Annotated in this window: 9 protein-coding genes; 2 read left to right on the forward strand and 7 right to left on the reverse strand. The window is 68.3% G+C overall.

Features of this window, described 5'->3' with window-relative positions:
- Positions 1-246 precede the first annotated feature (246 nt).
- A complete protein-coding gene (gene bfr, locus ACUXVE_RS05640; RefSeq protein ID WP_025877631.1) occupies positions 247-735 on the reverse strand; it encodes a bacterioferritin in 489 nt (162 codons plus the stop codon).
- 125 nt (positions 736-860) lie between these two features.
- Here bfr and ACUXVE_RS05645 point away from each other — a divergent pair, with 125 nt between their 5' ends.
- Entirely contained in the window at positions 861-3191 is a 2331-nt protein-coding gene (locus tag ACUXVE_RS05645; protein WP_445513970.1) for a penicillin acylase family protein, read from the forward strand.
- Positions 3192-3294: 103 nt separating this feature from the next.
- Here ACUXVE_RS05645 and ACUXVE_RS05650 read toward each other — a convergent pair whose 3' ends face one another.
- Both ACUXVE_RS05650 and asnB read right to left on the reverse strand, forming a co-directional pair.
- Positions 3295-4683 carry a cation:proton antiporter domain-containing protein gene (locus tag ACUXVE_RS05650; protein ID WP_445513971.1) on the reverse strand — a complete coding sequence of 463 codons (1389 nt, stop codon included), beginning with the start codon at positions 4681-4683 and terminating at the stop codon, positions 3295-3297.
- 108 nt (positions 4684-4791) lie between these two features.
- Positions 4792-6483: an asparagine synthase B gene (asnB, locus tag ACUXVE_RS05655; protein ID WP_445513972.1), complete on the reverse strand. Its 1692-nt coding sequence runs from the start codon at positions 6481-6483 to the stop codon at positions 4792-4794.
- 341 nt (positions 6484-6824) lie between these two features.
- On the opposite strand from asnB, the gene ACUXVE_RS05660 reads away from it, so the two are divergent.
- Positions 6825-7703, forward strand: coding sequence for a tetratricopeptide repeat protein (locus tag ACUXVE_RS05660; protein WP_445514037.1), 879 nt, complete (start codon positions 6825-6827; stop codon positions 7701-7703).
- Between the two features lie 268 nt (positions 7704-7971).
- On the opposite strand, the gene dapE is transcribed toward ACUXVE_RS05660, so the two are convergent.
- From dapE to ACUXVE_RS05680, 4 genes are read right to left on the reverse strand one after another with little or no spacing between them, the layout of a single operon-like run.
- Positions 7972-9099 carry a succinyl-diaminopimelate desuccinylase gene (gene dapE, locus ACUXVE_RS05665; protein WP_445513973.1) on the reverse strand — a complete coding sequence of 376 codons (1128 nt, stop codon included), beginning with the start codon at positions 9097-9099 and terminating at the stop codon, positions 7972-7974.
- Positions 9096-9461 (reverse strand): arsenate reductase, encoded by a 366-nt coding sequence (locus ACUXVE_RS05670; protein WP_080149330.1) that lies wholly within the window; start codon positions 9459-9461, stop codon positions 9096-9098. Before ACUXVE_RS05670 ends, dapE begins: the two co-directional genes overlap by 4 nt.
- Before the next feature lie 13 nt (positions 9462-9474).
- Positions 9475-10548, reverse strand: a complete 1074-nt coding sequence (dapD, locus tag ACUXVE_RS05675) for a 2,3,4,5-tetrahydropyridine-2,6-dicarboxylate N-succinyltransferase (RefSeq protein WP_093817763.1) — start codon at positions 10546-10548, stop codon at positions 9475-9477.
- Complete coding sequence (locus ACUXVE_RS05680) at positions 10548-13175, reverse strand: [protein-PII] uridylyltransferase (protein WP_445513974.1); 2628 nt, start codon at positions 13173-13175, stop codon at positions 10548-10550. Before ACUXVE_RS05680 ends, dapD begins: the two co-directional genes overlap by 1 nt.
- Position 13176 lies beyond the last annotated feature (1 nt).

Consider the following 13176-nt stretch of genomic DNA (forward strand, 5'->3'; position numbering starts at 1 on the left):
TGTCAACCTTGGTTGACACGCCTTGCCCGGCAACCGGGAACCCGCCGGGCATGGCCCGGCGCTACCGGGAACGGAGCATCAGACACAAAAAAGCCGGGGCATTCCCCGGCTTCTTTGTTTGTCGGCTGGCGGGCGGTGGAGCAGCTGGCGGGCGAAGGCTGGCTGGCGGTGCTCCGGTGCTGGCGGGCGACGTTGCTTTGCAATCCTGGTAGAGCCGGGCATGACCCGGCGCTACGACAATCGGGGTCAGTGCGCCGGGGCGCCGCTGCCGTCGATCTTGCTCAACTGGTACAGCTCCAGGCCGATGCGCTTGATCAGGCCCAGCTGCTGCTCCAGCCACCAGGCGTGGTCTTCCTCGGTGTCCTTCAACTGCGCCAGCAGCATGTCGCGGCTCACGTAGTCGCCCTTCTCCTCGCACAGCTTCATGCCGGCGGCGAGGTTGTTGCGCACCGCGTATTCGGTGTCCAGGTCCTTGCGCAGCATCTCCTCCACGGTCTTGCCGGGCTCGGTGGCATGCGGGCGCATGTCCGGGTCGCCGCCCAGGAACAGGATCCGGCGCAGCAGCGCGTCGGCATGCTGGGTCTCCTCTTCCATCTCGTGGTTCAGGCGTTCGTACAGCGCGAACAGGCCCTGGTCCTCGTAGCGGCGGGAGTGGATGAAGTACTGGTCGCGGGCGGCGAGTTCGCCGCGCAGCAGTTCCTTCAGGCAGGCGATGACGTCCGGGTTGCCTTTCATGGGGGGCGCTCCTGTGAATCGATGGCGCCCATGGTGCCCGATCTGGAACTACGGTGATCTAATCGGAATCAGTCGCAGTTGCGCCTGCGGCTACAATCGGCCGACCTGCTCGGAAAGGACCTGCAATGCGTCGTACGTGGCGGTGGATTCTGGGTGCGCTGGTAGCGATCATGCTGCTGGCGGTGCTGGCCCTGTGGTTGCTGCTGCGCGGCAGCCTGGCCGAGCTGGATGGCGAGCACCCGTTGCCCGGGCTGGCCACCCAGCTCACCGTAGAGCGCGATGCGCTGGGGGTGGTCACCATCACCGCCGGCAACAAGGCCGATGCCCTGCGGGCGCTCGGCCGTGTTCACGCGCAGGAACGTTATTTCGAAATGGACCTGATGCGGCGCAGTGCCGCGGGTGAACTGTCCGCGTTGTTCGGGGCGAAGGCGATCGAAGCCGACAAGCGCATGCGCGTGCACCGCCTGCGCGCGCGCACCGAGGCCCATCTGCAGGACGCACTGGGCAGCGACCCTGCGGCCGTGCGCGCCTACGTGGACGGGGTCAACCAGGGCCTGGGCAGCCTGGCGGTGCGGCCATGGGCCTACCTGCTGCTGCGGCAGGCGCCCCGACCGTGGCAGGCCAGCGACAGCGTGCTGGCAGGCTTGGCCATGTACGCCGACCTGCAGGACCCCAGCAACCAGTCCGAACTCGCCTTGGATCGCATCCGCGCGGTGGTGCCACCGGCACTGTATGCGCTGCTGGCGCATGACGGCAGCGAGTGGGATGCGCCGCTGGCCGGCGCTGCCCGTGGCAACGCCCCCCTGCCCGATGCCAGCCAGCTGGACCTGCGCACGCTGAAGGCGGCGACCGGCGCGGCTGCCGAAGATGCTGACGCGGTCGGCAGCAACAATTTCGCCGTGGCCGGCGCGCTGACCGCCGATGGCCGTGCGATCGTCGCCGACGACATGCACCTGGGCCTGCGCGCCCCCAGCCTGTGGTTCCGTGTGCGCCTGCGCTACCCCGATCCACAGGCCGCGGGTGGCCAGGTCGACGTCAGCGGATTCTCGCTGCCGGGCGTGCCGGCGGTGATTGTCGGCAGCAACGGCCACGTGGCCTGGGGCTTCACCAACAGCTACATCGACACTGCCGACTTCCGCACCGAGCCAGCGGACGCTGCAGTGACCGTGCACGAGGAACGGATCGTCGTGGCCGGCGGTGCCGACGTGCGTTTCCCGGTACGCGAAACCGCGTGGGGACCGATCCTGCACACCCACGCCGATGGCAGCGGCGACGCCTTGCGCTGGGTCGCGCAGTTGCCGGGCGCGGTGCGCATGGACTTCGCCGACATGGCACGGGCCGCCGATCTGGACCAGGCCCTGCAGATTGCCGACCACGCCCGCATTCCCGCGCAGAACCTGGTGATCGGCGACCGCAGCGGGCGCATCGCGTGGCGCCTGATCGGCGCGCGGCCTGACCGTGGCCCGGGCTGCACACCGCTGGGCTTCAATGACAATCACCGCAACCCGGGCTGCGCGCCGTGGCCGATCCGCAGCGACGCCGCGCCGAGCCTGGTCGACCCCGCCTCGCATCGGCTGTGGACGGCCAACAGCCGCGTGGTGGACGAGGCGACCCTGGCCACGGTCGGCAATGGTGGCTACGACCTCGGCGCACGCGGACGGCAGATCCGCGACCTGTTGGCCACGCAGGCGCATTTCGACGAGCACGACCTGCTGGCGATCCAGCTCGACGACCGCGCGGTGTTCCTGCAGCGCTGGTGGGTGCTGCTGCACCAGGTGGTCGAGCACAGCGACGATCCGGCACTGAAGCGGTTGGGCACGGCCAGCAGCCATTGGGAGGGTCGCGCCGCGATCGGTTCGGTCAGCTACCGGGTGGTGCGCGAATTCCGCACACAGGTACTCGACACGTTGACCGATGCGCTGCTGGCACCGGCCCGGGCACCGCTGGGCGAGGATTTCCTGGCACCGCGCCTGGCGCAGCTGGAAGGCGTGGCCTGGCCGATGCTGCAGCAGCGCCCCGCCAACCTGCTGCCGCCCGCCTACACGAGCTGGGATGCGCTGCTGGCCGATGCGGCGCGCCGTACCGAAGCGGAGTTGTCGGCGCAGGGGCCGCTGGCGCACCGCAGCTGGGGCGAGCGCAATACTGCAGCAATCTGTCATCCGGTCGCGCGCGCCCTGCCCGCCTTCGCCAGCCGCTGGTTGTGCATGCCGACCGATCCCCTGCCCGGCGACCGTGACATGCCGCGTGTACAGACGCCGGCGTTCGGCGCCTCGCAGCGCATGGTGGTCTCGCCCGGACACGAGGCCGATGGCATCGTGCACATGCCGGGTGGGCAGAGCGGCCATCCGCTGTCGCCGTACTGGGGCGCCGGACATGAGGACTGGGTGCACGGCCGTCCCACCCCGTTCCTGCCCGGCAAGGCGCAGCACACGTTGACGCTGCTACCGGCCAGGTAATTGCTCGCCGGGCATGGCCCGGCGCTACCAGAGCAACGAGCCCGCGCACAGTGGATCCGAACGATATGGTAGCGCCGGGCCATGCCCGGCGGGATTCACCGGGTCAGGCCTTGCGGCGCTCGATCAGGTTCAACAGCGGCCCGGTCATCGCAGTGGTCACCAGTGCCATGATCACCAGCACCGCAAACAGGCGGTCGCCCAGCAGGCCCAGCTCGTAGCCCAGGTTGAGCACGATCAGCTCCATCAACCCGCGGGTGTTCATCAGCGCACCCAACCGCCACGCTTCGCGCGAGGCCATGCCGGTACTGCGCGCCGCGCTCCAGGTGCCCAACAGCTTGCCCACCGTGGCCACGGCGATCACCACCACGCACAACGCGATGTCACTGGTCTGCAACGCGTCGGCGCGCATGCGCAGGCCGGTCATGGCGAAGAACAGCGGCAGCAGCAGCGTCACCGCGAACGGTTCGACCCTGGCCACCAGCAGGTGCCGCAGCTGCGCGTTGGACGACACCGCCACGCCTGCAGCGAAGGCGCCGAACAGCGCATGGATGCCGAGTATTTCTGTGACCAGCGCACTGGCCAGCGACAGCAGCAGGATGCCCAGCAGCCAGCGCCCTTCGCGACCGGGCGCGATGGCCTGCCGGGCGAACCACGGCTTCACCAGGCCCAGCATCAGCGCGATGAACGCCACCACGCACAGCAGGTTGAGGCTGGCTGGCAGCCAGCCGGTGGCCTGCGCTGCCGCCACGATCAACGCCAGCAGGCACCACGCGGTCGCATCGCCCAGCGCCGCGCAGGCGATGGCGGTCTGCCCCAGCGGGGTATGGGTGATGCCGCGATCAGCGAGGATGCGCAGCAGCACCGGGAAAGCGGTGATGCTCATCGAAATACCGACGAACAGCGCGAACGCGGTAAAGCTCACGCCCTGCGGGCCATGCTGCGGGTACAGCCAGATGGCCAGTGCCACACCGAGTACGAACGGCACCGCGATGCCGGCGTGGCTGACGGTGAAGGCGAAGCGACGACGCCCACGCAGCGCGCCCAGATCCAGTTCGGCGCCGGCCACCAGCAGGAACATCAGTACACCCAGCTGGCTGAGCATGCCCAGCGGCCCGAGCGAAGCGGCCGGGAACAGCGCACCGTGCACCTGCGGCAGCAGGCTGCCCAGCAACAGCGGCCCCATCATCAGGCCGGCGGCCATTTCGCCGATCACGGCCGGCTGGCCGAAACGCTTCAACAGCGCACCGGCGCCCTTGGCGACCAGCAACAGCACCAGCAGCTGCAGCAGGAACAGGCCGAGCGGCGAGGCCAGGTGACGTGCCCAGTCACTGCCGACCACGGCTTCGGCCTTGCTGGCCACCGTCGGCAGCCCGGGGCCCGCATAGCGCGCCAGCAGCAGGCCGGCCAGCAGCGGCACGCCGGCCCACACCAGGTAGCGCCAAGCCCATTTCGTCGGCCTCACGGGACCTCCGGTCTGTACGTCCATGAACATTCCCCAATGTGCAGGGCGCCGATGATACGTCCCTCGCCGCCCATGCGCTGCAGGGCTCGCCGGGCAGGGCCCGGCGCTACCCGTGTGGCTGCCGCTCGGCGTGGCCGATCAGGCCAACGCCTGTTCGTGCACGCCGGCGATGGCGCGGCCCGACGGGTCGGCGGCGGCGGCGAAGCTGGCATCCCAGGCGATCGCTGCCGGCGAGGAACAGGCGATCGACTTGCCGCCCGGCACGGTTTCAGCCGCCGCATGGCTGGGGAAGAACTGCTCGAACAGGTGACGGTAGTAGTACGCCTCCTTGGTCTGCGGCGGGTTGTGCGGGAAGCGCTTGTCGGCCGCAGCCAACACGCGGTCGCTGACCTGTGCTTCGGCGTGCGCCTTCAGGCCATCGATCCAGCCGTAGCCGACGCCATCGCTGAACTGCTCCTTCTGCCGCCACAGGATGCTGTCCGGCAGGTAGCCCTGGAAGGCTTCGCGCAGTACCGCCTTCTCGATGCGGCGACCACCAGAACCGGCGCCGACCATCTTGTGTGCGGCATCGAATCGCATCGCCACGTCGAGGAACTCGCGGTCCAGGAACGGCACGCGCGGCTCCACGCCCCAGGCCATCATCGACTTGTTGGCGCGCAGGCAATCGTAGTTGTGCAGGGCATCGAGCTTGCGCACCAGTTCCTGGTGGAATTCGCGCGCGTCCGGCGCCTTGTGGAAGTACAGATAGCCGCCGAAGATCTCGTCGCTGCCTTCGCCGGACAGCACCATCTTCACCCCCATCGCCTTGATCCGGCGCGCCAGCAGGAACATCGGCGTGGAGGCGCGGATGGTGGTGACGTCGTAGGTTTCAATATGGCGGATCACCTCCGGCAACACGTCCAGGCCTTCTTCGAAGGTGTATTCGAAGCCGTGGTGGACCGTGCCCAGTGCTTCGGCGGCCACCGCAGCAGCGGCCAGATCCGGCGAGCCCTTCAGGCCGATGGCGAACGAATGCAGGCGCGGCCACCATGCTTCGCTCTGCCCGCCATCTTCGATGCGACGACGCGCATAACGTGCTGCCACGGCCGCAACCAGCGATGAATCCAGCCCGCCCGACAGCAGCACGCCGTACGGCACGTCACTCATCAACTGGCGTTCGACCGCATGTTCGAAGGCCTGGCGCAGCTCGGCGAGATCGGCCGGACGGCCCTGCACGTCATCGTACGCGCGCCACGGCTGCTGGTAGTAGCGCACCAGCTCAGCGCTGGCGCTGTCGTAGTAGTGGCCGGGCGGGAACTGGGCGACATCGGCACAGGTGTCGACCAACGCCTTCATTTCAGAGGCGACGCGCAACCGCCCCTGCGCATCATGGCCCCAGTACAGCGGCACCACGCCGACCGGGTCGCGCGCGATCAGTACACGACCCGCACTGCGATCCCACAACGCAAAAGCGAAGATGCCGTTGAGCTGCTCCAGCCACTGCGCCGGCGACCCGCCCTGGCGGTACAGCGCGTTGATCACCTCGCAGTCCGAGCCGGTCTGGAAGGCATAGGCCTGGGCAAGCCCGGCCTTGAGCTGCTGGTGGTTGTAGATCTCGCCGTTGACCGCCAGCGCCAGCTGCCCGTCTTCGGACAGCAACGGCTGCGAGCCGCCTGCCGGATCGACGATGGCCAGGCGCTCGTGCACCAGCAGCGCGCCTTCGTCCAGGTACACGCCGCTCCAGTCCGGGCCACGATGACGCTGGCGCTGCGACAGCTCCAGCGCATGGCGGCGCAGGGAAGGAAGATCGTCACCGGCCTGCAGGCCGAAAATACCGAAGATCGAACACATGGGTGGAACTCCTGTTGTGGGGAAGTACACGGGGGGAAGGTGTTCGACCGGCCATCCAGGCCCGGGTGGGGCTGCGCCCGGGCACAAAAAAACCCGCATCGGCCGATGCGGGTTTTCTGGTGTCCGGGCGTATGTTGCTGTCTATCTACCCAGGGCGCAGTCCCGCATCGGCCGCGCACGATTATTCGCACGCAGATTATTGCGGTTGGTGTTGTTGACGGCGGTGGCCAGGCGGATCGACATGGCATCGACCCTACCCCGCTTTCCGGCACGGCGCAACCGTTGCGTTGGCAACCACTCCGCAGAGCGCATAATGGCCCGCCGTGAAACGTGCAATGGAAATGCAACACCGCAACGGACGCAACGCGGCTCTGGCCGCCCTGATCTGCCTGGGCCTGGCCGCCTGCCAGACCCTGCCCCCACCCTCGCTCCTTCCGCCGGCTCAGCAGCAGAGCCTGGAACAACGCGGAACCGACGGCAGCTTCAAGGGGGCCTTTGATACCGCCGAAACCTTCGAGCGCTTCAACGATCCGCGCGCCATTGCCTATTACGAGCGTGCCGCAGCGGTCACCCCCTGGACCTTCCACAACACCAGGGCGGAAGAAGCCCTGGGCCGGATCTGGATCTCCGGCACGCTGCGGTATGCCGACAGCCCCCGCATCAACCCTGCGCCGGTGCTGCGTGCGTCCTGGCGACGGGGCGAACGCGCCTATCTGGCGGCGGCCTACCACGGCAATCCCTATGCGTTCTACGAACTTGCCAAGGCCTATCGCCAGCGTGGCGACGCGCAACAGGCGCTGCGCTGGGACCTGCGCGGAATGATCCATCAGCGCTACCCGAGTTCATCGTCGCGACTGCCGGATGCGGTGACCGCGCAGGGCGACGGCGTGCACCCGCTGGTTGCGCAGATCCAGCGTCGCGCCGAGCACGGCGATGCCGAAGCGCAGGTGGACCTGGGCGCGTTGCTGGAGAAGGGCGTGGGACTGCCGCGCGATCCGGCGCGTGCGCTGCAGCTGTACCAGCGCGCCGGCGAGAAGGGCAATGTGTTCGGCCAGTACTTCGCCGGGCTGCTGCTGGGCCGCAGTGCGCCGGGCGTGGAGAAGGACACCGACGCGGCAGCGCGCTGGTTCGCCCGGGCCGACGCGCAGCGCTTCTACATGGCCGCGCCGAGCTACTGGAAAAAAGCAGTCGAACCGCCGTTCTTCATTTTTTCGGAATGACGCGCGCCGCTGCACTCGCCGGGCATGGCCCAGCGCTACCCACGATCATCCGCACGCTCCCCCCGGTAGCGCCGGGCCATGCCCGGCGACGCGGATCACACCATCATCCGCACGCTCACCCCGGTAGCGCCGGGCCATGCCCGGCGACGCGGATCACACCAGCATCCGCACGCTCACCCGGTAGCGCCGGGCCATGCCCGGCGACGCGGATCACACCAGCATCCGCACGCTCCCCCCGGTAGCGCCGGGCCATGCCCGGCGACGCGGATCACACCAGCAGGCGTTCGACCAGTCGCTGGTACAGCCCCGGCAGTGCTTCCAGCTCGTCCACGCGCACGTTCTCATCCACCTGGTGGATGCTGGCGTTGACCGGGCCGACTTCGATGCACTGCGCGCCCAGGGGTGCGATGAAGCGCGCATCGGAGGTGCCACCACCGGTGCTCTCTTCCGGTGCGCGACCGGTGTGCTCGGCCAGTACCGCGCGCGCCGCTGCACGCAACGTACCTTCCGGGGTGTAGAACGGCTCGCCACTGCGGTGCCACTTCAGCGTGTACTGCAGGCCATGGCGGTCCAGCAGCGCGGTGATGTCCGCTTCCAGCTTCGCTGCATCCCAGTGCGGGTTGTAGCGGATGTTGAAATCCACCTCCAGTTCACCGGGAATCACGTTGTTGGCACCGGTGCCGGCATGGATGTTGGAGATCTGCAGGCTGGTCGACGGGAAGCTCTCATAGCCCTCGTCCCAGCGCCGTGCGGTCAGTTCAGCGAGCATCGGCGCGGCAAGATGAATCGGATTGCGCGCCTTGTCCGGGTAGGCCACGTGGCCTTGCACGCCCTGCACGCGCAGCTTGGCCGACAGGCTGCCGCGACGTCCCACGCGCAGCAGGTCACCCAGCGTGGCGGTGGAGGACGGCTCGCCGGTGATGCACCAGTCGATGCGCTGGCCACGCTCGGCGAACAGCCGCGCGACATGGCGCACGCCATCGATCGCATCGCCTTCCTCATCGCTGGTCAGCAGCACCGCCAGCGTACCGGTGTGCTGCGGATGGGCCGCAACGAACTGTTCGGCAGCGATCACGAACGCGGCCACGCTGCCTTTCATGTCGGCGGTGCCGCGACCGTACAGCACGCCATCGCGGATCTGTGGCGCGAACGGATCGCTCTGCCACGCCTCGCGCGGGCCCGGCGGCACCACGTCGGTATGGCCCAGCAGGACCAGCACCGGCGCGCCGCTGCCGTGCGTGGCCCACAGGTTGTCGACCTCGCCCAGCCGCAGGTGCTCACAGGTGAAACCGGCCGCCTGCAGACGCTGGCCGATCAGTTCCTGGCAACCGGCATCGTCCGGGGTCACCGATGGCCGTGCAATCAGATCGCAGACCAGGTCGAGGACGGCGCTCACGCGCCGCCCACGCCGAAGCGCGCCTTGAAACCGTTGTCGCTGAAACCCTGGCTGACCTTGCCGTCGGCAGTCACCACCAGCGGCCGCTTGATCAACTGCGGGTACTCGCGCAGCAGCAGCTTCCACTCCGCCTCCGAATCGGCGGCCTTGCGGTTGTCGGGCAGCTGCCGCCAGGTGGTGGAGGATCGGTTGACCATCGCTGCCAGGCCACCCAGCTGGGCGGCCCATTCCAGCAGCGTTTCCGGGCTGGGTTTGTTGTCGCGGTAGTCGACGAAGGTGTACGGCACGCCGAAGCGGTCCAGCCACTTGGTCGCCTTCTTGCAGGTATCGCAGTTCTTCAGACCATGGACGGTGGTGCTCATGCGTGCGGCCCCGTCAGTCGGCCAGGCCGCGCAGCAGGTCGTTGACGCTGGTCTTGCTGCGGGTGCGGGCATCGACCTGCTTGACGATCACCGCGCAGTACAGCGAGTGGGTACCATCCTTGCTCGGCAGCGAGCCGGACACCACCACGCTGTACGGCGGAATGTAGCCGTAGCTGATTTCGCCGGTGGCGCGGTTGTAGATGCGGGTGCTCTGGCTGAGGAACACGCCCATGCCGATCACGCTGTGATGGCCGACGACCACGCCTTCCACCACTTCCGAACGCGCGCCGATGAAGCAATGGTCTTCGATGATGGTCGGGCTGGCCTGCAGCGGCTCGAGCACGCCACCGATGCCGGCACCACCGGACAGGTGGCAATGCTGGCCGATCTGCGCGCAGGAACCGACGGTGGCCCAGGTGTCGACCATGGTGCCTTCGCCGACGTAGGCACCGATGTTGGTGAAGCTCGGCATCAGCACCACGTCCTTGCCGAAATACGTGCCGCGACGGGCGATCGCACCCGGCACCACGCGCACGCCGCCACGGCGGAACTTCGCCTCGTCATAGCCGGCAAAGCGCGATTCGACCTTGTCCCAGAACGGTGCCGGGCGTGCATCGACCACGGCCATGTCGTTGACGCGGAAATACAGCAGCACTGCCTTCTTCAGCCATTCGTTGACCTTCCAGCCACCATGGCCATCGGGTTCGGCGACGCGGAACTCACCGCTTTCCAGGCCGTCGATCACGCGGTTGACCAGCGGCCGGGTCGAGCCTTCCAGTTCGTGCAGGGTCAGCGTGGCGCGGCGCTCGAAGGCGCTTTCGATGCCGAACTTCAGTTCTTCCACGCCCGGCCCGGCCGGCTTGCGCAGCGACTTGCGTGCGATGTTCTCGGCGCGCGCCGCTTCGGCGGTCTTGGCCGGCGCCTTCTTCGCTGCAGCCTTCGGTGCGGCGGCCTTCTTCACCGCTGCGGTCTGGCCCGCCTTCGGCTGTCGCGCAGCCTTCTTCGCAGCCGGGGCGGCGGCAGGGGTCTTTCTGGCCGCTGCGCTCTTGGCGGTCGCGTCAGTCTTCTTTGCGGGCTTGGTGGCCATCAGGTGGGGTCTCCGGCGTTTCGATCAGGGTCCAGGCAGGCCAGCATTGCGTCATGCAGCTGCTGCCGGGCGGATTCAGTCAGGGGGAGGTCGTGTTCGTCACTGATCACGAAGGTGTCTTCGGCGCGTTCGCCGAATGTGGCAATGCGCGCGTCCTGCACGCGCAGTCCCTGGTTGCGCAGCACGAACGCCACGTCGGCCAGCAGGCCGGGGCGATCGGGGGCGACCAGGGCAAAACGGGTCGCGCCGGGTTCATCGCGGAACTCGATGCGCGGGGCGAAACGGAAGTGGCGCAGCTGGCGTGGCACCACCCGGCGCGAGGGACGCAGCCGCGCAAGGTCGCCACTGAGCGCCTCGCGCAGTGCCGCTTCCAGGTTGGCGCTGCTGCCATCGGCAAAGGTGTCGGCCGGGCTCACTTCAAAATTATCGAAAATCGTGTCGGCCGGACCATCCAGCACGCGCGCGCGGTGGATGCCGTAGCCCTTGCGGTCCAGGGTCATGACGATCGCGGCGAACAAGCCGTCACGGTCCGGCGAATGCACGAACACTTCCAGCGCTGGGTCGTCAACGCTGATCCGGCGTACCTTCACCAGCGTCTGGCCCTGCTTGATCGGCACCAGTGCGGCAGCCTGCCAGGCCAACTGTTCCGGGCGCAGGCGGATGAAACCTTCGTCGGGCATCACCGCGAACTGGCGATCGATGGTGGCATCGTCGTAGCCCTGCTCGCGCACCAGTGCTCGCACGCTGTCGCGCGCTTCGGCCACGCGCTCGGCGGCCGGCACCGGATGCTCCAGGCCCTCGCGCAGCGCGCGGCGGGTAGCGAAATACAGATCGGCCAGCAGCCGGTCCTTCCACGCGTTCCACAGCTTCGGGCTGGTGCCGGCGATGTCGGCGCAGGTCAGCAGATACAGGTAATCCAGGCGGTCGCGGCTGCCGACCAGGGTCGCGAAACGATGGATCACCTCCGCATCGGCGATGTCCTGCTTCTGCGCGGTCACCGACATCCGCAGGTGCTGTTCGACCAGCCAGGCCACCAGTTCGGTGTCCGAGCCACTCAGCCCCTGCGCGTGGCAGAACGCCCGTGCGTCGACCGCGCCCAGTTCGGAATGATCGCCGCCGCGCCCCTTGGCGATGTCGTGGAACAGGCCGGCCAGCAGCAGCAGTTCCGGCTTGCGCAGGCGCGGCCAGACTTCGTGGGCGATGGAGAAACGTTCATCGGCGCGACTGCTGGCGAACAGCCCCATGTTGCGCAGGACCATCAGCGTGTGCTGGTCGACGGTGTAGACATGGAACAGGTCGAACTGCATGCGCCCGCTGACCTGGGCGAATGCGGGAATCCACTGCCCGAGCACGCCCAGCCGCGCCATGCGCGAAAGCGTGTCGACCGGGCGCTGGCCACGCAGCAGGGCCATGAACTGTTCGCGCGCGTCGGGGTCGGCCTGGTCATAGGCAGGCAGCAACGGCAGCGATTCGGCCAGCGCGCGCGCGGTCAACGAATGCAGGCCACGGATCTGCGGATTGTTCGCCCAGCTGGCGAACAGCGCGAAGACCTGGCCGATGTCAGCATTTGGCCAGTCGGCATCGTTGGCCGCCAGATAGCCACGGCGCAGCGCGAACCCTACGGTCAGCGGCTCAGGCTGTGCCTCGCCATCGAACTGTTCCTCGAAACGCTGCAGCAGACGATCGCTGATCCGCCGCACCACCGAAGCGGCGCGGTAGAAGCCCTGCATCATCTTCTCGACGCCCAGGCTCTCGGCGTCGTCTTCAAAGCCCAGGCGCGCGGCCAGGGTCTTCTGGTAATCGAAGCGCAGGCGCTCTTCCGGGCGTCGCGCCACCAGGTGCAGGCCGAAGCGCAGTCGCGCCAGCACCGCACGTTCGCGCTTGAGTGCCGCCGCCTCGTCAGCGCCCAGGTGGCCCAGGCCGACCAGCGCTTCCAGATCGCGCACGCCAAACGCACGCAGCGCCATCCAGCCCAGCGTGTTGAGATCGCGCAGGCCGCCGGGGCCATCCTTCAGGTCCGGCTCCAGGTTGTCGGCGGTGTCGCCGAAACGCTGGTGGCGGTTGCGCAGCTCCTCCAGCTTGGCCAGGAAGAACGCACGCGGCGGCCACAGTTCGCGGTCATCCACCGCCGCACGCAGCGCGCGCCGCGCCGCCTCATCGGCCATCAGCGGGCGCGCTTCGATCAACGCCGTCAGCACGGTCTGGTCGGCTGCAGCCTCGCTGCACTGCCCGCCCGAACGCACCGCGTGGCTGACCGCCAGGCCGCAATCCCACAGCAGCGCGAACAGGCGCGCGAGCGCCTCCTCATGGGCCACCTGCGCCTGCGGATCGCCGAACACCAGCAGGTCGATGTCCGAGCGCGGGAACAGTTCACCACGCCCATAGCCACCGACCGCAAACAGCGACAGGCCACTGTCGGCTGGCAGGCAGCGCTGCCACGCATGGCGGATCAGGTGATCGGCCGCGCGCGCGCGCAATGCCAGCAGGCGCTCGATGTTGTCGCCCTGGTCGAAGCGGCGGTACAGGCGCGTATCGGCCTGCTGCAGCGCATCGCGCGCGGCAGCAGCCCAGTCCGGGTCGTTGAGCGACGCGGCCGGCGTGTCCAGCAGCGAACTCGCCGGCAGCATT

It is taken from the genome of Stenotrophomonas sp. 3(2025) (assembly GCF_052665395.1).

Coding starts and splice junctions, on each gene's coding strand:
- asnB (WP_445513972.1), bottom strand. CDS start 6,483: ATGTGTTCGATCTTCGGTATTTTCGGCCTGCAGGCCGGTGACGATCTT.
- ACUXVE_RS05650 (WP_445513971.1), bottom strand. CDS start 4,683: ATGTTCATGGACGTACAGACCGGAGGTCCCGTGAGGCCGACGAAATGG.
- ACUXVE_RS05680 (WP_445513974.1), bottom strand. CDS start 13,175: ATGCTGCCGGCGAGTTCGCTGCTGGACACGCCGGCCGCGTCGCTCAAC.
- ACUXVE_RS05660 (WP_445514037.1), top strand. CDS start 6,825: ATGCAACACCGCAACGGACGCAACGCGGCTCTGGCCGCCCTGATCTGC.
- bfr (WP_025877631.1), bottom strand. CDS start 735: ATGAAAGGCAACCCGGACGTCATCGCCTGCCTGAAGGAACTGCTGCGC.
- dapD (WP_093817763.1), bottom strand. CDS start 10,548: ATGGCCACCAAGCCCGCAAAGAAGACTGACGCGACCGCCAAGAGCGCA.
- ACUXVE_RS05670 (WP_080149330.1), bottom strand. CDS start 9,461: ATGAGCACCACCGTCCATGGTCTGAAGAACTGCGATACCTGCAAGAAG.
- ACUXVE_RS05645 (WP_445513970.1), top strand. CDS start 861: ATGCGTCGTACGTGGCGGTGGATTCTGGGTGCGCTGGTAGCGATCATG.